Below are 21,088 nucleotides of genomic sequence, written 5' to 3' on the forward strand. Positions count from 1 at the left end.
CACGTTCGCCCGCTCGTTGGCGATCGGTCTCGTGTTGTGAAAGCGTTCGGCCTTGTCGGCGTTGTTTTTCACTCTTGAGCTGCCGGAAATCTCCCCTTTGTGGCGGCTGTCGAACTCGGCTCTGACGTGGGCGAAGGTGGTTTCCCCCATGCCCCGGCGAAGCGCATCCCGCATCAGGGTCCGCTCGTCGATGACGGCCTCCCGCTCGAAATTGCTACTCCGTGCGTAGGTAACGGCTTCTTTTGCCCTGGCTTCCTGCTCGGGTGCCCGGTTTTGTGTCTGGGGTCGCTGTCGAGCCTGGGCCACGATTGTTTCCGGCTGGTTGCCGAACGATACGGCCATGGTCCGATGGGCCTCTAAAACCTGCTCGGGGGAGAGAATGACTTTCTTGTCGCGGGTTGCGTGGGCGGCAATCTGGGACGCTTCCGCTCCGGTGTAGCCGGTCTTCGCAAGATGCTCTTTGATCTGCTGGGACCGGGGCTGGAAGCGTCTAAATAGTCCTGAGAGTAGCCCTTGATTTCGGGCGCTCCACTCTTTCCCGCCTCGATGTCATACCCCAGGTCGCGAAGCTTGTACGTGAGCACCGATTGATACACGGCGGTCGCATAGTTCTGGGTGTCGAACATGCCCCGTTCCTGAAGGGCGCGGGTTGTACCGTCCTCCCGCTCGGTCACATTCATGATGAAGACGTGGGTATGGAGTTGGGGAGCCGCGTAACCTTCGACGGGGCGGGCGGTGTCGTGCTCGAACTTTGCAGCAATGAATTTGCCAGTGGTTTCGGCTGGGTTGTTACCGCCAATCCTGGCCTGGGTATAGCGCTCCAGCTCGGCGACGGCGGCGGTCACGGCGGTCGCGTGTGCCTCCCGGACTCGTTCGTCGCCGCCCACTAAAGCTGTAAGGGACACCGATTTGGGCGCCGAAAAAGTGGCGTCCCAACCTGCACGATGCTCGACCGCGCTGGTGGTCGATCCGTCTGGATTTTTGTAGTCCTGGGCGGTCCGATGCTTCACCATCTGCTCGCCGGTTTCGGGATGCTGGCCTTCCGTCAGACGCGTGAAATGCTCGGGATTGACTGCACCGGCGAGGCCCATTTCCGATGCGAGCTGGCCTTGCCATTCGCCCGCTACCGCGCCGTCTTGTTTGTAATAGCTCTGGGTGCTGGAGGTGAACTCCATGTGGTGATAGGTCTGTGCCTGGCCTGAATTGAGGGCCTTGGAAATAGTGAGCATGGAGTCCTCCTTCCTGGTCTATAGATCGCTACTGGGATGGGTGGCTGTGACCATCTCTGGCGGTCCAAAGGCGGGCACGTTCTCGGGTAGGGGCATTGGACTGACGGTCGGCTCCGTCGTGACTGGCGGGGCTTTCTTCTTCGCTGCTGGCGTGGCGCTCGGGGGTTCCGTGACGGCTTCGGTCGCCTTGGAGGGCGCGATCGCTACCTGCAGAGCGGCGGCGGCCGGCACGGGCGACGGTTCTGGTTTTGGCTTCGCAGGGGCGAGAGGATTTAGCCACATATCGCCTTCTGGAATGTCACGGGCGACGAAAGACGGCGCGATAAGGGGCCGGTCCATGTGGGGGAAGCTGAACCGTGTGACGTTGTTTCCCAGCTTTAGAAAAGCATGGAGGTCTTCAAGTCCAGCAATCTCCGAACTCATGACCAATGGCTCGATCTGCCGGTCCATGGTGAAGCTCTTGCCTGCCCGCTTGCCGTCCGCGACGGTCTCCCGAACGCGCTCAATCTCGATGTCTCCGATTAGCTCGGAAGCCCACTTTGCGGCCTTTGGCTCGGCGGTCTTGAGAACGAACTTGGAAGCCGGTTGGGACAACATCACCTCCGCAAGATGGCCGTAGATCACCTCTAGCTGGGCCTTGCCCTGGTAGCCGAAGATGATGGGGTTGTCGCTCTTGCGGCCTTTGGTCAATGCGGCGTGGAACTGCGGCAACTTCTGTAAGGTGGCGAGCTCGTCAAGGACAAACCATGCCCGTTTCTGTCCTGGCTGGGGCAGCGTGAGCAAGCGAAGAATGAGCAAGTCGATCCAAAGCGATTGGAGCGGGCGAAGCGCTTCCTGCTCGGCCTCGGTGCCGGTGAGGAAGATCCATCCTTCCCGTTTTTCGGACCACGCCGTAGCGCTCCACTCCTTACCGTGGGCCTGCTCCTTGGTGGGCAGGAGTCGCAAGCTGTCGGCTATGAGACCCAGGGAACCGAGTACGCCTTGTCGCTGATCGGGAGCGTCTTTCGAGATAAACGCCTCCAGCTCCGTACCCTCTACGCGGCGGTCGATTTCGTCCGGGTTCGACATCCACGAAACCAAGTCCTGAGACGAAGGACGGTACTTCATCAGGTGAGCGAATATCTTTTGCGGGGTCTCGGTAAAGAACTCACCGGGCTTGCCGTCCGCTGGCTGGTACAGGGACGCGGCGATGGTGCGAGCCTCTGCCGGGGTACGCAACTCGGACGATGGCGACCAATAAAAGGAACGAGCGTCTAGGGGATTCAGAATCACATCGTTCCGGTCTTCACGGTAGAAACGCTGGATGTACTCGCCTGCCGGGTCGTACACAATGGCCGATTCCCCGCGGTCTTCAATCTGTCCAAGCATCTGAATTAGTAGGGTCGTTTTCCCTACGCCGGTATCGCCCATCACCTGAACATGCTTGGCTTCCGAACGCAGCGGAAGACGGATGATGACGCCTCTTTCATCGGTCCGAATCCCCAGCCCCTCCCCTTTCAGAATGGCGTTGAATTGCTTGGGGGCCGACATCACCGGCCCGCGTAGCAGCCGCCCGTATTTCATTTTCTTGCCCCGTTTGAAGTCCAGCGGCACAGCGAAGCACAGAAGAAAGATCACCACCATTGCCGCCTCCCCGACGGCTAGACCGTAGGCGCTGAGAACATCGTCACCTCCGAAGATCGCGGCCTTGAACCATCCATAAAGGGCGTCGTCTGACATCTTGCGTTCCGGGGCGCGAACAAAGGTCGTGTAGCCTTCGGCTGTTGCCGCAGGCGACAACTGGACGTTCAGCTCCTTCCCGTTTGGAAGGATTGTCGAGCCTGGAACAAAGTCCTGGTGCTGTGCCACCCGGGGCGCTTTCTTCCCGCCTTGGAGAAAAATCAGACGGAAGGAACTGTGCATCTTGAACTGCGCCCCGGCTGCGCTTTTGAGGAAGTCGCCGGTGTATTCACGGGCGAGGAATGGCTTTGTAAAGTACATCCCGAGAAGCAAACACATGACGATTGGCACGGAAAGAATCATCGTGCCGATGGTGTAGACCGGCACTTGCGGAGGCCAGATAACCGTCTCTTTACGTCCCCATTGGCTTGCCATTGTCTAACGCTCCTTCGGTTCGGCGGCTGCGTATTGTTCCATCACATCCGTTGCTGCTTTGTGTTTCGTTGTCCGCACGGTTGTGAGCACGCCGCTGAACTCTTCGGCGGTCATTACCTTCCCGCAGGCGAGGGGTTTCAGCACGAGATTCAAGAGCATCCGCGTGGCTACAATCTCGGTAAATAGTGCGTCTCCGCGAGAGTTGCGAGCCTCACGTAGAAGCACCTCCCGCGCCCATTCTCCGAACAGCTTTCCCTGGTCGTTAGCCGCGCGATCAACCTCTGCCATTTCGGTTTGCGTAAACCGCACTCCAGTCATCTTGTTGCGTGTTGGCCGCCCTTTACGGCGGTCTAAACGATCCTCTAAGGACAGTGCCGGTGCTGCATCAATAGCTTCCATTTGCCCTCCTCAACGCTGTTTGCATATGTTTTCGCTCCGAAAACGTATGCAAACGATGTGCGGCTAAGTGGTTGTCGCTCAACGCGATAACATACGTTTTCGTTTTAGCTTGAAACTCAACCCTGGAAGGGATGGAGTGTCATCTTCTCCATGTGCGAAGCGCATGCCGTTGCTGTTGCTCTTGTCGTTGCTGCTGCATCTGCTGCTGTTCTTGCCGCTGATTTTGCTATTGCCGTTCCGTGACGCCGTGCGTCACTTCCTGCGAAGGGCGCCAGCCCCTCGCAGGAATGCACTTCAGCCTGCAGCTACGTGGTTGGCTGGCTTCGGCCCACGCCGCGCTCCTGTGGGCATCGTGGCGGGCCTCTTGATCCGCAGCTGCGAGGTGATCTTTGGGTCGGTCGAGCGGAACTTCTGGAAGTCGGAATCCTTGCCAAAGGTGTATTCAAGTGCCTTGTTAACCACCTCATCTGGAAGGCATTTGACGAAGGCTGCATACTGGTCAACCTGGATTGCGGTTGACTCTTCAAGTGAGCAGGTGATGGTGACTTTGCGGACTTGCTTGATGTCGAGCAGGGGCATTCTGTGTTCCTCCGGGCTTCTGGTTATGCTGCGTGGGTGGGGTTCGTGGTCGCTTCGGTGGCGTCGTCAGCGCGGAAAAGGTCTTCTGTCTCGAAGCTCTGGGTGGCAAAGTCGTAGCCGTTGACGGCGATAAGCTCTCGTACCCGTCGCCTGCCACTCGGTAGGCGTTCGCAGTACAGAACGAAGTCAATTGCATCGGCTGTTTCCGAGCGGATAAAGCTGTGATTGATATTCGGGCGTGCGCTTAGGGCAAGGTTCGACAATCTGCTCAATGCATCCCACGCTGATTTCGCGTGCAGAGTGGTGAGCGTTCCGCCGTGTCCTGTGTTCATTGCCTGCAACAAATCGTTGGCGCACTCGTCGCGTATTTCGCCGAAGATAATGCGGTCGGGCCGGTGTCGCAGTGCAGCCGCCAACAACGCACTCGGCAGGATCGCAACCTGGCCGGGAATTGCGTCAACGGCTTCCCAGCGGAGGGCATTCGGCTGAAGCACTCTAAGCTCTGCAACCTGCTCAATCACGATCAGCCGGTCAGTCACAGGAACGTGGTCGAGAATGGCTTTCATCAGCGTTGTTTTGCCTGAGCCTGTACCGCCAGCGATGATGCCGTTCTTCTTCTGCATAAGGAACTGGACAACTCTGTCCCGCGCCTCCCTAGGGAGGCTTCCCATTTCTATGAGTTGGTCGGTCGTAAACCACTGGTTGAATTTGCGGATAGTGAGTGATGGACCGCCGATTGCGGAAGGTGCTCCAACCACCGCCACACGTGAGCCATCCGGCATCCGGGTATTGAGTATGGGGTTCTGATTCGTGAGATCTTGCCCCATCAGTCTCGCTACGCGCCTGATGCCTGCCTCAAGTCGCTCAATATCGAACGCATCCGTTACCGGAATGTGCTCGATCACACCGCCCCGGTCGGCATAGACACCAGTCGTTCCGTTCACCATCAAATCGCTGATAGTCGGGTCAAGAATTAACGCCTGAAGGTCGTCCGAAAAGAACGGTAGAACCTTCTCCCATCCGCTTTCAACGCTCACCGGCTCACCTCTGGGCGGAACGTGGAGCCTTGGCCTACAAGCGGATCTACGGAGACGCGGTTCTCGTGGAATTCGGTGATGGTCAAACCGAGAGGATTGATCGTCTCGTATTGCGGGTTTGTCTTTGCCTGCTCGCTCACCTGGGCGGGATTCAAATAGTAGGTGAACGAAGCCATCCAGTGCTCCGTTCGCGGCTTGCTGGAGGTCCGCATCGGGTAGATGAGATCGAAGGTCTCAAGGGCCGTTCCTCGGGAGAGGATGGTGTTCTCAATCTTCTCCTGGGACATCGAGGTAATCGTCACATTGTTGACCTGCACCTCGCTCTGTTCCGTCTGCCCGCTCGTCACCTGGGTGATGAGGTGGTTCGCATTGTCCTGGCCGATGAGCTGGGCGGCGAGAGCTGAGGAAAGAAAGTAGTAGTTCATGGGGTACTTCTTCGCCATCGTCTCGCGATTGATCGTGTGTCGGTAGCCAGTCCAATCGGTGAGATAGGTGCGGATTTCACCTTCGCGTGGGCTGTAGTTCAGGTCGGTGTACTGGATCGCCTGTGCCCTGCCCGCCTCATCAATGCGGATGTAGCGGTTGACGACCGGACGGTGCGAGACAGCGACCAAACCGCCGCACAACAACAGAGAGATACCTGCGAGTGCGCTGATCGCAATCTTTGCCATACTGCGCTCGCTATACTGCGCGGAATAAACCTGATTCCCAATCTTGTCGGCCTCGACGTGCTGCCTCGCCGTGAGCGTGCTACCGGGGATTGCGACGTGTGTGGACATTCGTATTCCTTTCCTGAATTGCGTGAACGGCTTTGTGTACTCGAACAATGGTGGAAACAAAGACGATGAAGAGCACGGCCAGCGTCAACATGCGGACTGGCCAGGGGGCGCGTCGGTAGAGCACGATGAGAAACAGCATGGCGACTCCTAAAGACCTAATGCTGCGGCTGTGGCCGCCCTATTAGCCATCTCCCCAGCCCTCCCAGCCAGTCCAGCTCCACCGCCGAAAATCATCTGCGTGACGCTTGGGATAAGGAACATATTGAGGATGAAAGCAACGAAGATCGTAGTGAACGGAATGAGATTCGCGAGCCACATGGCAACGCTGTAATCACCGTGGAAGGTCTGCGTCATAAAGCCCATGAGGAATTGAGACCAGACGTAGATAAAGGCAGCTGCAACGGCGCGAATCATCGCGAGGGACAAAAGCACCTCAACGAAGTGCAGGAACTTACCACGGAATGTCTCAGTCAAGTACAGGGGAACCATCAGTGGGCCGAACAAAGCGGCCACGGCATAGAAGATGAATCCACTGCAATTGATGAGGAAGATGATGCCCGAAGCGAGCCCGAGCAGACCTTCGACGTAGTAGTAGCAAATGGTCTCCATCGGGGCGAGGATTGTGGGCATGGGCGTGTTGTGGCCCGCATCCGCCAGCAGTGCCGTCAACTGGTTCAACTGTGCTTGGTCAAGGATCTGTGAAATAGCAGCGGCAATGTAGGAGAACATGCGATTGAAGCCGAAGCTCGCACCTGGGAGATTGTTGACCCAGTAGTGTTCCACCACGAGGCAGAAAAGGAATCTGAATAGGAAGGTGCGCAGCTCATCCAAACTGACGGTGCGATGCCCTCCGAGATGCACCGACCATGACGACATCCGTACAGCGATGCCAATAAGGATCATGGTCGCAATGAAGGTGAGTAGGATCATCCCGAAGTTCGACAGGGCTCCACCGTTCTGCGTCGTGAGGTTCGTCAAATCCTGGGTGAACTGGGAGAGCCAATCGACCGCTCCGGGTGTGGGGTTCATAGGGTCACTCTCACGCTTGAAATGTGGAACTTGTTGTTTCGGGTTGAAAGGCTAGGCGCTGAGAGGTCCAGCGCCAGCCCCAGTACCGCATCTGGCTCAGTAATAGGTGGTCCAGGTGGTCGATCCATTCCCCAGATACGTGGGATTGTTCGCCTGCTGGGTGTACTTGAAGTCCGCGTCGTTGATCGTCATCGAAGCGACGTTGCGCTTCTCCATGTTGGCGACCGCTGCCTGTGCCGCCATGCACGCGTGGATTTGCCCCTGCGCGTGCTCTTCTTCCGCACGTTGGGAGTTGGAGACGTTCAACAAATTGAGCTGTTCGACCTCGCTGTTGGTCGCGTCGCTTGTGTCGTAGACCGACGTGTTGAGGGCGGTATTAGCTGCTAAATTGGCCGTTCTGCTGGCTTGGTATGCTCCGCTTGCTGCGAGGCATTGGCTTGATGCAGCATCCATTGCCTCGATGTGGGCGAGGGTAGAAAGCCGCTGGCTTTGTCCAACGATTTCCCCGCTCCAGAAGCTCGAAGATGTACCAGAGATCGCGAGATTCATGATCTTCCAGACAAGGCTTGAGTTCTGAGATTGGCCGTTCAATTGAGATTGAAGACCAGCCGTTTCCCCGTAGGTATTCTGCACACTGCTGTGCAGTAGGGCGTTCTCTGCCGTACTCCAAATCTGCTTGGAATTGAAATACTTCAGGTTGTTGACGATGGTGTTGTAGGTGGTGACCGATTGCTGATAGATATTCAGCGCGGTTGTGGCCATTTTGTAGTCGTTGTCGAGCTGCTGGAGGAGCGTAAGGTTCGTCTGCGAACCTGCTGCAACCTCCTGGGCCTGGATCGCAAGTCCCTTCTCTTCATTGACGATCTGCTGAATGGCGTGAGCCGATTGGGTTGGATCAAAGGTGATGCCGCCGAACTGCGCGTGAGCTGGGACCGCCATTGCGAACGCGGCGATTCCGCTAACGAGAGTGAGACTGCGGGCTGCGGTGAGCTTCTTCATGGATGGAAACTCCTAAAGCGTCGGGTTGACGCGATGATCTGCGTAGGAGGGGATGAGGATGTCTTTGCCGATGTAGACCCGCGCTCTCGAACCTTCCTTGAGCGTGATGATCGGCAGCCGATTGAGGAAGTGATTGAGTACCTGTTCGCCCTCCTGGCTGGTTTGCGAGGAGATGCCGTTGCGGATCTGGCTATCGGTTGTTAGAACGCTCCCGTTGTTGCCGATCTGCGCGAGTCCTCCCAGGCCCCCGATTGCGGCGGCAGCGGCAAACGCTTGCAGATAGCCATGGTCTACCTTGGTGGCAAGGCCGGTGGTCCCGATTTGATCGAGGCCAGCGTACTTGTCGATGTCGATGGAGAAGCCATCTGGGCAGACGGCACGGTGAAACACTACCGCGAGCTTGTGCTGCTGCTGATTCCCTACTGCTGTGACGGAGCCGATAAGCCGGGTCCCCTGAGGCAGGAGCAGGTTTTGCCGGTCGTGCGAGTAGTAGTCCGTGGTGAGCATGAGCAGGACCGGGCCTGCCATGCCGCCGTCTACGTGGTTGGTAACAACTCCCTCAAGAACGGTGCCCTCGAAGACGCGGTACAGCTTGCCTCCGTACTCATCGAAGTTGTACGCGGCCATCGCGTTCGTTTCCTTCTTTTCGCTTGGCCTGGAACCTTCCGGCACAGCCGGCGGCTCGCCGCCGCCGATGATCTGATTTGCTATGACGGTTGGCCCGGTGGAGGTCGGTACCTGGCTCGTCGGGATCTGGCCTGCCGATGTAGCCTCGTGGGTCTGGAAGTCAACAGCTACGGTGTCGCTGTTGAGGGCATCCACTCGGTGCTTCTCACGGTCTGCCGCCTTCTGTTTCGCCTGGGCGTGCGCCTCTGACTGGCCAGATGTCTGCCTGGGAGCATTTGCGCTTGTGCCGTAGATCGCGGCGCTCTGGGCCGGGGTCATGGGCGCTGTGCCGTCCGCTTCAGGCGGTGGGATAGGCTGTCCCATAGCCTGTTCTTGCGCCCGCATGCCCTGTTCCTGCGCGTTCATTGCTGCCATGGCCTGTTGAAGCTGGGCGTGCTCGGCGTCACTCTTCTGGAGCAATGCCTGCTGCTTCTGGAAGTTGCTTACCTGCTGCGTGTCGGCGGTAGACGGGCGAGCGGGCAGAGTGCTCTTAACAGCTTCCTGCTTGTGGCCGCTGCCGGTGATTACGTTGTAGGCAGTGGAAACCCCAATCAGGGCGACTGCTCCGGTCAAGGCAAGAACGATGGGCAAGGTCTTGCCGATAGGCGGCTTTGTGGATGGTGCTACCGGGACGGTTCCCATTAGTTGTTCTCCTGGCGGTGAAACTCAACCTTGGACTTGCCGATGGCGACGTAACCGTTCTGCAGGAGCTTGGGAACGGTGTAGAGGCCGTTTTCGAACTGGAAGTTGATGAGCGAGCCTTTCTTGTCCTTCAGCTCGTAGACCACCGGGGGCTCTTCAAACTTGCCCTGGATGTAGGTGAACTTTCCGTCATCCCAGATTTGCCGCACACCCAAAGCCTTCGCCTTCGGCTGGTCCCAGCTGTAATCGAAATGCAGGTTGCTGGGGTAGGTGCTCTGATACTTCTCCTGAGCGATTTCGGCCGTCTTTTTGTCGGCTGCTGCTGCGGCCTTCGCTTGGGCGACTTCCCTTTCGAGCCGGTCTTCCTTCTCCTTCACCTCTGCCGCTGGGAGGAATACCGGAGCATCGGCCATCTTCTTCTGGGCGTCCTGGTCGGTCTGCACCAGGAACACGGTGGCATCGAAGCCTCCGGCCTGGTCTGCCGACACCTCTTTCAGCTCAAGGGTGTAGTCGTTGCCGTGATCGGAGATGATGTGGACGTTGGTGCTGCTCTTCGCCGCCGCTGCCTTGGGTTTCACGCTCACGAAGCGGCTGGCGACGTGACCGGCATTGAAAATCCAGTCGTCGGTGTTTCCGCCGAAGATCGTGGCGACCTTCTCCTCCGCTGGAAGCTCAAGGAGCGTCGATTCATTGAGAAGGGTCCGAATCACCGGGGGCGCGGTCGTGGCGCTCACCTGGACAGTTCTGGGAGCCTTCTGTTGGGCATGGAGGCTGGATGCACCGTAGACACAGACTGCAAAGAACGTGCTCGCGGTGAAGAGTGGATGCGTTTTCATTGGGGCGGTCTCCCTGGCTGGTTGGTGGTGTAATTGCGAGTAATTAGGCGTCTTCGCCTGCGACGAAACGGGTGATACCGTCCTCCAGTCCCCATCTCTCGATCAAGCGGGCTCGACGGGCTCTATCCTTGGGCTTGGTGGAAAAGATCGCGTAGCTGCGGGGGTCTAGGTTCAAGGTCACAACTTTGGTGACTCCATCGCGGCGCATCAACAGGCCCTCACGCGGTCCAAGGCTCTCGAAGAGGTTCAGTTGCTGCTCGGTCATCTTGAACAGCTCGCCGTAGAACTCCCGGTTGAACGTGGCATCTGGGAGCAACAGGAAGGACGAACAGGAGTTCACAATCGAATCCGCGTTCTCTCCAAGGTCGTTGGCTGACTGGCCGATGAGAGTGACGCCACCGAGGTTCTTACGAACCTGCTTGATACTGGCAAGTGCGCCCTCCAGCAGTTGTTTGTTCTTCATGTTCGAGAAGATCTCCTCGATCACGACATGCTTGGGAACGCCAAGGTTCTTGGGGTCATACACCACGTCGTCAATCCGACGTAGCAGCCAAATCATCAGCGGTTCGATCAGGTCCGGGTAGTCCTTCGCCACACCCGCAAAATCCCAGCACTGGATGCGCGAGAGGCTAAGCGAGTCCTCTACGTTGTCGAAGATGGCGTTATAGACGCCTTTCTCAACCCATTTCGCGAGGTAACGCTTCAGGTGTAGCGGGAGAAGCAGATTGGAAAGTCTGCGAATCTTCCGGTCGATGAGGTACATACCCTGCACCTCTCTGAACACCGCGTCCTCGTCTTCAGGGCTGAGCACGGCTCCACTGTTGGTGAGGAGCATCTTCACGAAGTTGTAGAGGAATTTGACGTTCTTCTCGGTCGGCTCCAGGGCGAACGGGTTGACTCGCGGGCCGTCTAGCCCGATGCGGTCCACCTTGCCGCCGTATAGCTCCACCATGCTTTCGTAGCTGTTGCCTATGTCGAAAATGAACGTGAACCCGTGGTATTTCCGCTCCAGCGCAAGCATCTGGTTGGTGTGCACGGACTTGCCCGTACCGGGAGGTCCAATGGTGAGCTGCACCCGGACGCCGGACACGTAGGCGTCATGAAAGAACGGGGTTCCCTGCCGGGTCTCGAAGACGTTCAGGTATTCGCTGTCTAGGTCCTCCGATTTGGGATGGCCGATGGTTGGGGCGAAGACTGGCGAGAGGCGGGCGTGATGATCCTCTCCAAGCCAAAGGGAAAAGACGTTGTAGCGCTGATTGAAAGGAAACATCGCATAGAAAGCCGAGAGGTTGCCGATGGTCTCCTCGATCACCGTGGCCTGCGCGTCTACGAAGGTCCGGTGAACGAGCGGCGTGTTCTCCCTGAGTTCTTCCGCGCTCGCAGCCGAGAGGAGAAGCGTAACGGTGTACTTGCCCTGAGCCTTTTTACCCAGCTCCTTGACGACGAGACCTAGATCATCAACGCCTTCGGAAGCTGCCTTTGCACCGGCGCCCTGGTCGAGCTGGGCGAAGTTCTTCCCGGCCATGACGCGCTGGAAGATCCCGACTTTGAAGAAGTCGATCCACTTCTCCTGGGCGCTGATTTCCTTGCGCACTGTGGAGGACGCCTGCGGCCTCCATGTGGTGCAAAGCACACTGTCACAGGTCAGATTGGTGATGCTGTTGTAAAGGCAAGGCTGGGACGCGGCGGGCGTGCTCGACGCCGAGAACATCTGGACGTGGCGCTTTCCTACGCGCAGATGATCGTTGTGCCAGGAGACCGCGCTTGTGGCAATTTGCTGGTCTACGCCCTGGTCGGAAACAAGCGGAATATGACCGGCCCATTCTTCAAGGTTGAACAGCTCCGCGAAGAACTTGAAGGCTTTTTCCTTGCCGACAACCTTCAAACCGATCACGCTGCCCAGATGCGTTTCGAGGATGGTCGCCGCCTTCTGGAGCTGCGAGATGAGCCGGTCGTTCTCGTCGGCCTGATCCTTCGGTCTGGCCGCGAATGGAGACGCCAACTGGGGCTCCAGGGTGAGGCACCAATGAAGGTCGATCCGACGGAAGTTTGCAGTCTTCGCAAGAAAGTCCAGCCGATGATCCACAAAGGTTTGGGTGATGGGATCGGCATACTTCTTCTGGCGCGGGATCTCGAAACCGGAGGTCACGCGCATGTACTGGTAGAGCGCGAAGTCTTCTGTAAGGCCGCGCACGCCGCCTTCAACGCCTCGCATCTTGGAGGCTATCTCCGAGTCTGTGAGCCCTTCTTCATCCGCTCCATCGACTTCAAAAAGCAAGCCATAGCCGCGTGTTTTGCTCGCGAACACGGTAGGGGTGACGAAGCGAACGATGGGCATGATGCTGTTCGCGGCCCCAGCGTCGGTGAACCATGGATTAGCGTTTGCGCGGGTCATAGTAGCTCTTCTGGGTCCAGCTCAGGCCCCACAGTTGGAACATCTTTGGGTGTTTGCGCACGATCATCCAGCAGATAGCGGTAATCGCAATGAACATGACAATCGACAGAAGAAAGAACCGAAGCAGGAGAGCCATCAGCGAGGCAATCACAATGCCCATCCAGATAGGCAAACTCAAACCGAGTTTCTGCCGAGATTTGTTGAGGGCTTGATTGATCGCCAGTGGCTCTCCACGCTTGGTCATCTGCATGGCTAGAGGCTCTGTCCGGTGAGAGAAGAAACCCACTGCGGGGCGAAGCCGATGACGATACCAGCGAACAGACCGCCACCGATTGCCATAAAGCCACCGGAGATGTTGCGGCCCATGAACTGGAACACGCCGAACACGATTCCAATGACGACGGCGAGTGCGCCACCGAGCAAGCAGCTCGTCTCGATGGTCTTCATCGCGGAAGTGACACCCGAGACGTCCACCGTGCCCTGAGCGTGCGCGACGAGTGGGGAGATTGCGAGGGTAAGCAGAACCGGCCCAAGCGTGCGAGCGGCGTCCTTTGCCCGCTGCTTGGTGAAGGTTCTGGAGGCCATGGCTGTGAGGCGGGAATTCATCGTTGCGGTCAAGGGATACTCCTGAAAGTTGCTCGTTTGGGTATGGGTCAAGACACAGAGCCGCGCTCGCGGCTAGTGCACGTTTTCGGTGCGACTGGATTAGGGAGTTTGGGTTGTTGCCGAATCCTTGCGGCAATCTGTTCAGAGCCGGAAAGCTTCTCGCTTCAAAGCTACGGAAATGGCTTTCTGTAAAGACTCAAACGCTTAGTGAAGCCGCCTCCTTTCTGTCGTTCAGCAGAACTAATACACAAAACACTGCGGTGTAGTTTTGTGTATCCTCCACACCGCATTTATAGCGCAACGCCATGCACTTGTAAACACGTTTCTGTATGGGGGACTTTTGTGCATTCATACACATCCCGGTATGGTCGCGGGTTGTGAACGCACGAACCTGTAGAGAATTCGAGGTTGCAAGGCTGTTCAGTTGCTAAGATTTGGTGAGAGACCAACAATGCGAGGCATTTATCTGCGCCTCTGAGTAGCGAATGAAGAGGCCCACCAACATCCCATGCTGCGATACGACTATGAACAATTCCGGATTGCGCTGGGACAACGGATAAAGCAGCTCCGGAAGGAGCGCAAGCTGACGCATCGCGCTCTAGTAAGCGAGTACGGCTTCCACATGACACAAGTCGCCCGGATCGAGCGAGGAGAAGCGTTCTCTGTCCCAACATTGCTACGTTTGGCAGAAACCTTTCAGGTTCCGGTCGGTCAACTAATTGAAGGCATTGGCGAAGTGTCTGACGAAGAGGCCAACGCGCAAGCTGAACCGTCTCCAAAGAAGAAGAAATCGCAGTCCTGATGCGTTGACGACAGCTCAAACGCTGAAAGTTGGGATGTGTATTGTGCATCTACCTACTACACGTGTTGAGCGTCCCGTTTCTGGACACCATCCAATACTGAAATTGTTGAGAAGAGTGCTGAATGGGCTGGACGCAATTACATCTCGTGGACAGTGAAGGCATGGAAGTATTGCCCTCCATCAAAGCAGGCGTCGAATCAGCGTTCGGCTGGGTAGTGAGCACGTACCCGAATCTCGATCCCGCTGTCCTCGCAGAGTGGGCCGAGGAGATCGGAAGCGCGATGCAAGAGAACAAGAACACTCACGCGACACCGCGCCGTTATGCGTATGCCGCGATGCATGGAAGAGTGCGCGATTACCTGAAGACGCGCGCCTCAAAAGAGACGTCGGAAGGTAGCAGTCTCGAGCTTGAGAAATGGGCCGGAGTGGACGCTGACGCACAGGCCCGGATTGAGCGCAAAATTTTCTTTCAAGAGCTGGGGACGAAGCTGGAAGAGCGCGACCAGGCGATTCTTGCTCTCCTGCTTCAGGACGTCACAAGCGCCGCAAGTGTTGGCAAGGTCCTCGGAATCAGCGAGTCAGCTGCCGCTAAAGCCATCCAACGACTCAAATTACGTATTGCATCTTTTGTAGGTTCCAGCAGAATAAAGAGTGGCGACGCGGGCCATGACTTTCAAAATTTATGCGAGACGAAGGGTTAGGCAGTCTACTTGGACCTGATAAGGGATTACTTCCTGGATGCTCACCCAAACCCTGACCGAATCGGGTGTCCGGATGAGAAGACGCTGAACGACCTAGCGGAGGATCGCTTGCCTCTGGAACATCCTGCACGTCTGCATCTAGCTTCATGCTCCGAGTGCGTGGCGGAATATCTGGGATACCGGGGAGAGTGGAAGCAGGCTCAAGGTGAGCCTGCCAGCATGGTTAAGGCTGCCAGCCAGCCAGCTCCAACACCCTTGCGACCGCGCCAGAGCCTAACACTTGGCAAGTGGGTTTACGCGCTTGCCGCCTCAGTGTTGTTGATTGTCGGCGGGACCGCAATCTATGAGCTGAACTCTAAGCCTCCTCATGGCTCTATAGAAGTGGCGTCTAGCAATCCTCGGAACGCGGCGGTAGACCTGTTTGAAGCGACTACCGCACGCGGAATAGGCAATGAGGACGATGCCGCTCCGCTTCAGCAAGTCACCCTGCCTACTGCTGTGGTTCGTCTCTCCGTTACGCTTCCGCGTTTCAGCCAGATCGGTGAGTACAGGATCATGGTCTCTACCGATCGTGCGGGTAGCCATGTGGTTGCAACAGGCGTCGGCGTTGCTCAGGAGACTGTGGGCAAGGTCAGGGTGAACGTTACTCTGGACCTCCGCTCCGCGAAACCTGGGGCGTACTTCTTGGCCACGGTGCGGGGCTCTGATAATGGGACGTACTACTATCCTCTGCAAGTTGAACGCTAAGATCGCCGTTCTTGCTTATTAGCAAGGTAACAATTCAGTTTGCCAGATATTTACTTATGAACTAACCGCAGCATTCCGAGATAGCCGGGGGGCGTTGCGGGGTGTCCCCGCAGTGGGGGTGCCGGAAGAGGTGGGCCGGTCTTTTCGCCGGCGCACCTCTGGAGGCAGGGGGAGACTTCCCCCCTTTAGCTTGCACGTGTGTTTGCTGCAGAAACCTGCTTCAGCGCGGAGTCGAGCTGGTTGTCTCGTCCTGCCGTAGCGTCTGCAAAGGACCACGAAACTTCGACATCGGGCGTGATGCCCTTCCCTTCGATCTGGGTTCCCTTCGCGCTCACGTAAGCCGCTACCGGAATCACGAGGCGGTAGCCGAACCCGAGCTTGCTGGCTTTTCGAGAAACCAGTCTGCCCGGTGTTCTGGTGCCAACTATGGTGGCTAATCGGTTCTCTTGGGCGAATTGTGCAACCATCTCGGCTGCTCCGGTCGTATGTTCATTCACAAGAATGACCGTGCTTCCCTGATAAGCCTGAGTTCCCAGACCTTCCGTGTAGAGGTAAACAGAGGTCTTGCCCATAAACTTCAGAGCGAGACCCGGGATGGCAAGTCTGGAACGTGGAACCTTGCTGAACTTCGGGAAGGTTGACGGATCGATCCGTTTCTCAGCCATCTCGCGGTTCTTGCTGTAACCGACCGGAAGCCTGTCAGGTGTGAGGTAGCTCATCAACGCGAGCCCTCCAATACCCCCTCCTGGATTGCCTCGAAGGTCGATGATGAGCTTCTTCGATGCTGCGAAAGATCCGCGGAACAGCCGGTCCAGCTCGTTTGCAAAGTCTATGCCCACCTTCCCCTGGAAAAGGCTGACCCGTAGGTATGCCACACCGTTGATGTCGCGACTCGTTACAGCGGTGAGATCGGAATATGGGTTGTCCTTGTACTTTGGATTACCCGTATTGAGAGAAAGCGTGACGATATGGGAAGGCTGGCCGCGAGACACTGTGACTGGAATCGTGTGCCCCATCTCGAACGGCGGTTCAATCGCTTTGTCGGATGAAGGAAGCATCTCCTTTCCAGCCGCAGTGAGGAGAACATCTCCGGTCTGCACCCCAGCTTCCACGGCGACACCGCCCGGAAGGACATCCTGGAAGACCCACCGGAGACCACCTTCGATGGACTGTACCGAAAAGCTTGCGTTGATCGCATTTCGGGGATTGATCTTGGTCCTCTCTGAGAGAAGGCCAAGAGTCCGGGGCGAAAGATCGCTAAGCATCTCTGTGACTGCCTTCTCGAAGGTATCGGCGTCAGAGGCATCAACGACTGAGGAACGGTGTCGCTGGATAATCCTGTCCCAGGCGCTCTTGTCGAACGCTGGATCGAAGTATTTGTCGGACACCAAGGCTTGAATCTTTCCTAGGAGTGTTTCTCGTTGCTCTTTGTTGAGATCCATTTAGTTCCTTTACAGAGTGCCGTTGGGGTCACCAACGATTTGGAAGCTGGCCCAGAAATATGGCGCCAGCCCCTGATTGAGCATTTCGAGCTGAGCCGTACGTAAGGCGTCAACCTTCCGCTTGTGAGCAGCAAGTTCCATATAGAAGGCTTCCATCACATGCGGCGCGGCGTGGTCGTCCACCTCCCAAAGGGTGGACACTACCGAGTCCGCTCCGGCTTCGATAAAAGCATTCACAAGGTTTGTCACGCCTGCTTCACCAACGGGACCAACTCCCGTGTTGCAAGCGGATAAAGTGACGAGCCTCGCGTTGAGATGCAGCCCGCGAATCTCGCGAACTTGGAGCAAACCATCGTCCTCGCCCTCTGCACCATCAGGCGCGAAAACGAGTGATGATCAGTCTGGGTAATCCAGATCGACGTAGCCATGTAGAGCGAGATGAACAACCTCTGTGCTCGCGAGATCAAGGTGTTTGAAGTGGGTCTCAGTGGCGTCAGATCCTAGGAGAATAGTGCTTGGATGAGGGAGGTCCTTCGCGATTGTCTCCACTTCGGCCTGGCTCTCCGGTAAGGGAACCAGTTGACTTCTCTGTGGTCCTGAAATTGCACGGACAATGGGATTTCGGTCGTCTGTATGCTGGGTCCAGGCTGCGACACCTACGTATGGAAGTGAATCTAACGATTGCCCCTCCACGCGCTTATTGAGCAGATCGAAGACAGTTGCCGAAGGCGTTACATCGACGGTGTGTGTAGAAAGCACGTAGGAAGATCCGTCTTTCAAAGCAGCGAAGGGCAGCAGATGCAGGGCTCCATCCGGCACGATGATGAGGTCGGTTTTCGCGCTGTACTGCTTCACCGGCTGAAGCAGCTCCCCGAAGAGTTTCCCGGCTAGTGCTGTGTCCTCTTTCTTGGTTGCGATCTCCTTCCGGTAGCGATTGGCATCTGCCTCAATCGTGGCTTTGGACGGCAGGCTGTAGGGGGTTACCGAATCGCGTGTGATCGCGAAAGCATATGAAGCGGGTTCAGCCAGAACGTATTCGATCAGGACAGTGCTGGGGGAGAGCGCCTTTTGTACGGTTGCGAGCCGTACTGGATGAGTAATCGTCTGTTGGGCAAGTGCGCTCGGGCTGATTTGCAGCTCAGTGTTGTAGATCGCGTTTAGAAGACGGGTTCTTTCCTCTGGGTCCTCGGCCTGGATCAGAGCCACGTTCAGAGCGTTCAACTTTCGCTCGGCTGGTGTTGTCGCGTGGACTGGCTGAATCTCGTGGTGCTCGATCGCATCGGTTTCAATGCGCCCTCTGACCTTTTCCAGAGTTTGCAGTGCTTCGTCGTACCGTTTCTGTCCAGCTAGAGAGGCAAAATAGCCGGAATATACGTCGCTCATCTCGGCCAGGAGCTGACGTTGGTTGCCTGCGGTGGCGGCGTGCTGAAGCATGTTGTCAACGAGCGCCATGCTCTTCCGGTACAGCACGTCAGACTGTCTAGCGTTCCCCATCTTCAATGCAATTTCGGCCTTGATTGCGAGGTTTCGCGGAACGATATACAGCTCGTCAGGAATCTCCGTGTTGGCTTGGATTGCGTCGTTGATCGAGGCCAGTGCGCTAGACAGATTGCCTTGGTGTTCGTATGCCTGGGCGAGCAGTCCCGCTGCATCGGCAACTCCGCGCGGGTTGGTGATGCGGCGAGAGATCTTTATGGCTTCGGAGTAATCTGCTATCGAAGCGTCCCAGTGTTTAAGGTCGCGATAGATCGAACCTCTAGAGATGTAAACCTGGGTCTTATGGCCGTCGTAGACCGTTCCCTGGAGGTTCGTCAGGGACTCATTTGCAAGTCTGAGAGCCGCGTCGTATTGATGCAGACCCTCCAGCGCGTCGATCTTGCCGTAGATGGCGATGGTAGGCGATGCAAGCTCAGGATGTAGAGCGGCAAGCCTGATCGCCTCGTTCAGAGGCGTCAGAGCTTCTTTGTACCGCCGAACCTGAACCAATCCAACACCGAAAACGCTGGCATATCGCACTGTGGCCGCAGGGTCGCGCTCTACTTTGGACAAGCCCCATGCTTTCGTGACCTGATCTTTGGCCGTTTCTGTATCCCCAAGAATGAACGCGGCTATTCCTTGGTCTCCAACGGCGCGGGTCGCCTGAGCTAGATGACGTTGCTTCAAAGCAAGCCGTTCAACCTCCTGCCAGGTCGCCCGCGCCTGAGCTGCGTCATAGTCGATCTCGAAGCCTCCAAGAACCGTCAGAAGCCGAAGCCTTGTTTCGGGATCATGGGCAGCTGGAAGCTGCAAGGCTTCAGTCACACGGAGGATGTTGCTCCGAAGGCTCACTCTTTCGTCGGGCGGTAGCTGGCTGACTGCGGCATAAAGAGCCTTCGACTGCTCGTGCTGAGACTCGAAGAGATGCTCAGCCCTTGCATAAAGCGGCTGGGCATCCGTCCATCGGCTGTTCCATGCCAAAGCGTCTGCGCGGTCCAGTAAACCTTGGGCTGACTCCGGTGGAGCTGAGCTGTGGTGCGGCGAAACGGCGTAAAAGTACGCTCCAGCCGCCAGCCCGAATGTCACTCCCAAAGCTACGGCTACTTTCTTGGCCCGACTGCGTTTCGACATCTCTCGATTTTATGTTTTTTCTTCGCCCTTCCCCAGGCGGCGGAGCCCCTACAAACGTTTACGGGGTTAGTGAGGCACACCCATGCTCTCCGACGCGCTTCTTGATGCCTTTCTGGGCGATCTGGCACAGCTCTAATCGCAAGCCTCAACACTCTAAAGATCCCTGACCTCGTTCAGCAAAGTCATCTTAAGGTGACCTTGAGCCCTTCTCAAGTGGATGCATGGGCCCTAGAGGAAGGCTATGCGCGAAAAGGTCCCTTGCATGTCGGGGTTTGTTCTGTGTCGAAAAATGAACGGTGTCTGATCCACATCCATCGGCCTTCGAACATCGTGAAAACATCTTGAGATTTCCTGTACAACATGCAATCTCTTGCTTCCTTATTAGGCGAGACCGGGAAGTGCTGAATCTCAGACTGGGAGGTGCGGGCATTATGACCGGGAGGTGCAAGCACTGCGACTGGAAGGTGCGGAACGTGTGACCGGAAAGTGCTGGGAAATCTTGCAAAATCAACAACGGATTGTGGAAAAGAAAATCGTTGAGCAATCTTGCTTCACGAGTTGATTGAAAATGCAGCATTTTCTTAAGGCGACTCGAATTCAAACCCCACTATGACCGGGAAGTGCTGGCAAATGTGCCATGGGTAAGTGACCGGGAAGTGCTGGCGAAACGTGCCATGGGAAAGTGACCGGGAAGTGCTGGCCAACGTGCTTTAGGCAGGTGACTGGGAAGTGCTGCCAATATGCCTCAGGCAAATGACTGGGAAGTGCTGCCAATACGCCACAGGCAAATGACTGGGAAGTGCTGGTCAACTTGCTCTAGGAAGTGACCGGAAAGTGCTGACCAATGTGCTTTAGGGAAGTGACCGGGGAGTGCTACCAATGTGCCTCAGGCAAATGACCGGGAAATGCGGCTGGGAGGCTAGATGCAATCAATCTTGATTGTGGCAGCCGCGCACTTCCAGTCCCGAGACTACATCATTGCTGATCTCCGGATCGTGTCAAAGCATGCTCTATTTGCATGCATTCGGAAGTGCAACTATCCGCTAACCTCGAAGCGCTAACGCAAACTATTAACCTCCCCATTCGAGTGAGGTAAACGCACAAAAATGTGGTCCGATTAAGAGGAAGAACAGCCGGTAAATGGAGGCACAGCAATCCTGAAAACACCCCAACATCAACCCTATTTAGGCTAAGGAGTCACCGCTTTTAACAGATCCTGCAATTAGGGCATTGTGACTTCAGCGAACGCTTGAACCGATGACTGGGAAGTGCTGAAAGCAAAAGGAAACTGAGCTGCAAGAAAGATGTCATTGAAATGAAAGCCAAACCTGACCGGGAGGTGCTGCTACAACGCCTTCTTTGCCTAGTAGCTACATCGCACCAAAGACAAGTGACCTCGAATGAGCTATTTACAAAGCAGGGCTCAGATTTTCGGCGATTCTTCTGATGCAGATCAAGGTTCGCACAGGGAACATACCCGAGCCATTTTGACCGGGAAG

General features: G+C 56.6%; 17 protein-coding genes and 3 pseudogenes. 4 read left to right on the forward strand and 16 right to left on the reverse strand.

Features of this window, described 5'->3' with window-relative positions:
* The 7 genes and pseudogenes from D1Y84_RS18770 to D1Y84_RS00480 form a co-directional block, all read right to left on the reverse strand.
* A pseudogene (locus D1Y84_RS18770) lies at positions 1–342 on the reverse strand (conjugal transfer protein); the annotation flags it as partial.
* Between the two features lie 54 nt (positions 343–396).
* Positions 397–1,229: pseudogene (mobF, locus tag D1Y84_RS00455) on the reverse strand (MobF family relaxase); the annotation flags it as partial.
* A gap of 18 nt (positions 1,230–1,247) precedes the next feature.
* A complete protein-coding gene (locus D1Y84_RS00460; protein ID WP_124846775.1) occupies positions 1,248–3,323 on the reverse strand; it encodes a type IV secretion system DNA-binding domain-containing protein in 2,076 nt (691 codons plus the stop codon).
* A gap of 3 nt (positions 3,324–3,326) precedes the next feature.
* Positions 3,327–3,722 carry a hypothetical protein gene (locus D1Y84_RS00465; RefSeq protein WP_124846776.1) on the reverse strand — a complete coding sequence of 132 codons (396 nt, stop codon included), beginning with the start codon at positions 3,720–3,722 and terminating at the stop codon, positions 3,327–3,329.
* 294 nt (positions 3,723–4,016) lie between these two features.
* Complete coding sequence (locus tag D1Y84_RS00470; RefSeq protein WP_124846777.1) at positions 4,017–4,301, reverse strand: hypothetical protein; 285 nt, start codon at positions 4,299–4,301, stop codon at positions 4,017–4,019.
* Between the two features lie 23 nt (positions 4,302–4,324).
* A complete protein-coding gene (locus tag D1Y84_RS00475) occupies positions 4,325–5,338 on the reverse strand; it encodes a CpaF family protein (RefSeq protein ID WP_233580904.1) in 1,014 nt (337 codons plus the stop codon).
* Positions 5,335–6,117 (reverse strand): VirB8/TrbF family protein, encoded by a 783-nt coding sequence (locus tag D1Y84_RS00480; RefSeq protein ID WP_124846778.1) that lies wholly within the window; start codon positions 6,115–6,117, stop codon positions 5,335–5,337. The genes D1Y84_RS00475 and D1Y84_RS00480 overlap by 4 nt, the downstream gene beginning before the upstream one ends.
* On the opposite strand from D1Y84_RS00480, the gene D1Y84_RS17770 reads away from it, so the two are divergent.
* Entirely contained in the window at positions 6,110–6,268 is a 159-nt protein-coding gene (locus D1Y84_RS17770) for a hypothetical protein (protein ID WP_158615241.1), read from the forward strand. The genes D1Y84_RS00480 and D1Y84_RS17770 overlap by 8 nt on opposite strands.
* Here D1Y84_RS17770 and D1Y84_RS00485 read toward each other — a convergent pair.
* The 7 genes from D1Y84_RS00485 to D1Y84_RS00515 all read right to left on the reverse strand — a co-directional run bounded on the left by D1Y84_RS00485 (position 6,265) and on the right by D1Y84_RS00515 (position 13,302).
* The gene (locus D1Y84_RS00485; protein ID WP_124846779.1) at positions 6,265–7,146 is read right to left on the reverse strand and encodes a hypothetical protein; all 882 of its coding nucleotides are present in this window, start codon (positions 7,144–7,146) and stop codon (positions 6,265–6,267) included. The genes D1Y84_RS17770 and D1Y84_RS00485 overlap by 4 nt on opposite strands.
* A gap of 96 nt (positions 7,147–7,242) precedes the next feature.
* Positions 7,243–8,145: a hypothetical protein gene (locus D1Y84_RS00490; RefSeq protein WP_124846780.1), complete on the reverse strand. Its 903-nt coding sequence runs from the start codon at positions 8,143–8,145 to the stop codon at positions 7,243–7,245.
* Between the two features lie 12 nt (positions 8,146–8,157).
* On the reverse strand, positions 8,158–9,453 hold the full coding sequence (locus D1Y84_RS00495) for a TrbI/VirB10 family protein (RefSeq protein WP_124846781.1): 1,296 nt from the start codon (positions 9,451–9,453) through the stop codon (positions 8,158–8,160).
* The gene (locus D1Y84_RS00500; protein ID WP_124846782.1) at positions 9,453–10,289 is read right to left on the reverse strand and encodes a TrbG/VirB9 family P-type conjugative transfer protein; all 837 of its coding nucleotides are present in this window, start codon (positions 10,287–10,289) and stop codon (positions 9,453–9,455) included. The genes D1Y84_RS00495 and D1Y84_RS00500 overlap by 1 nt, the downstream gene beginning before the upstream one ends.
* 43 nt (positions 10,290–10,332) lie before the next feature.
* On the reverse strand, positions 10,333–12,684 hold the full coding sequence (locus D1Y84_RS00505; RefSeq protein ID WP_124846783.1) for a VirB4 family type IV secretion system protein: 2,352 nt from the start codon (positions 12,682–12,684) through the stop codon (positions 10,333–10,335).
* Positions 12,665–12,928 (reverse strand): VirB3 family type IV secretion system protein, encoded by a 264-nt coding sequence (locus D1Y84_RS00510; RefSeq protein WP_124846829.1) that lies wholly within the window; start codon positions 12,926–12,928, stop codon positions 12,665–12,667. Before D1Y84_RS00510 ends, D1Y84_RS00505 begins: the two co-directional genes overlap by 20 nt.
* A gap of 8 nt (positions 12,929–12,936) precedes the next feature.
* On the reverse strand, positions 12,937–13,302 hold the full coding sequence (locus D1Y84_RS00515; protein ID WP_124846784.1) for a hypothetical protein: 366 nt from the start codon (positions 13,300–13,302) through the stop codon (positions 12,937–12,939).
* Between the two features lie 496 nt (positions 13,303–13,798).
* On the opposite strand from D1Y84_RS00515, the gene D1Y84_RS00520 reads away from it, so the two are divergent.
* The 3 genes from D1Y84_RS00520 (at position 13,799) to D1Y84_RS00530 (ending at position 15,540) form a co-directional block, all read left to right on the forward strand.
* Entirely contained in the window at positions 13,799–14,092 is a 294-nt protein-coding gene (locus D1Y84_RS00520; RefSeq protein WP_124846785.1) for a helix-turn-helix domain-containing protein, read from the forward strand.
* Between the two features lie 122 nt (positions 14,093–14,214).
* Positions 14,215–14,793 carry a sigma-70 family RNA polymerase sigma factor gene (locus D1Y84_RS00525; protein WP_124846786.1) on the forward strand — a complete coding sequence of 193 codons (579 nt, stop codon included), beginning with the start codon at positions 14,215–14,217 and terminating at the stop codon, positions 14,791–14,793.
* A gap of 9 nt (positions 14,794–14,802) precedes the next feature.
* Positions 14,803–15,540 (forward strand): hypothetical protein, encoded by a 738-nt coding sequence (locus D1Y84_RS00530; RefSeq protein ID WP_124846787.1) that lies wholly within the window; start codon positions 14,803–14,805, stop codon positions 15,538–15,540.
* A 185-nt stretch (positions 15,541–15,725) separates the two neighbouring features.
* On the opposite strand, the gene D1Y84_RS00535 is transcribed toward D1Y84_RS00530, so the two are convergent.
* Together D1Y84_RS00535 and D1Y84_RS00545 are read right to left on the reverse strand one after the other, a co-directional pair.
* The gene (locus tag D1Y84_RS00535; protein ID WP_124846788.1) at positions 15,726–16,982 is read right to left on the reverse strand and encodes a S41 family peptidase; all 1,257 of its coding nucleotides are present in this window, start codon (positions 16,980–16,982) and stop codon (positions 15,726–15,728) included.
* A gap of 9 nt (positions 16,983–16,991) precedes the next feature.
* Positions 16,992–19,589 (reverse strand): annotated as a pseudogene (locus D1Y84_RS00545) (CHAT domain-containing protein).
* Positions 19,590–21,088: the final 1,499 nt, after the last annotated feature.

The organism is Acidipila sp. EB88 (assembly GCF_003858395.1).
In the GTDB taxonomy this organism is placed as follows: Bacteria; Acidobacteriota; Terriglobia; order Terriglobales; family Acidobacteriaceae; genus EB88.

Bases quoted from the DNA above. Each gene is read 5' to 3' on its own strand.
- D1Y84_RS00460 (WP_124846775.1), bottom strand. From the start codon at position 3,323: ATGGCAAGCCAATGGGGACGTAAAGAGACGGTTATCTGGCCTCCGCAA.
- D1Y84_RS00465 (WP_124846776.1), bottom strand. From the start codon at position 3,722: ATGGAAGCTATTGATGCAGCACCGGCACTGTCCTTAGAGGATCGTTTA.
- D1Y84_RS00470 (WP_124846777.1), bottom strand. From the start codon at position 4,301: ATGCCCCTGCTCGACATCAAGCAAGTCCGCAAAGTCACCATCACCTGC.
- D1Y84_RS00480 (WP_124846778.1), bottom strand. From the start codon at position 6,117: ATGTCCACACACGTCGCAATCCCCGGTAGCACGCTCACGGCGAGGCAG.
- D1Y84_RS00485 (WP_124846779.1), bottom strand. From the start codon at position 7,146: ATGAACCCCACACCCGGAGCGGTCGATTGGCTCTCCCAGTTCACCCAG.
- D1Y84_RS00490 (WP_124846780.1), bottom strand. From the start codon at position 8,145: ATGAAGAAGCTCACCGCAGCCCGCAGTCTCACTCTCGTTAGCGGAATC.
- D1Y84_RS00495 (WP_124846781.1), bottom strand. From the start codon at position 9,453: ATGGGAACCGTCCCGGTAGCACCATCCACAAAGCCGCCTATCGGCAAG.
- D1Y84_RS00500 (WP_124846782.1), bottom strand. From the start codon at position 10,289: ATGAAAACGCATCCACTCTTCACCGCGAGCACGTTCTTTGCAGTCTGT.
- D1Y84_RS00505 (WP_124846783.1), bottom strand. From the start codon at position 12,684: ATGACCCGCGCAAACGCTAATCCATGGTTCACCGACGCTGGGGCCGCG.
- D1Y84_RS00510 (WP_124846829.1), bottom strand. From the start codon at position 12,928: ATGACCAAGCGTGGAGAGCCACTGGCGATCAATCAAGCCCTCAACAAA.
- D1Y84_RS00520 (WP_124846785.1), top strand. From the start codon at position 13,799: ATGCTGCGATACGACTATGAACAATTCCGGATTGCGCTGGGACAACGG.
- D1Y84_RS00525 (WP_124846786.1), top strand. From the start codon at position 14,215: ATGGGCTGGACGCAATTACATCTCGTGGACAGTGAAGGCATGGAAGTA.
- D1Y84_RS00535 (WP_124846788.1), bottom strand. From the start codon at position 16,982: ATGGATCTCAACAAAGAGCAACGAGAAACACTCCTAGGAAAGATTCAA.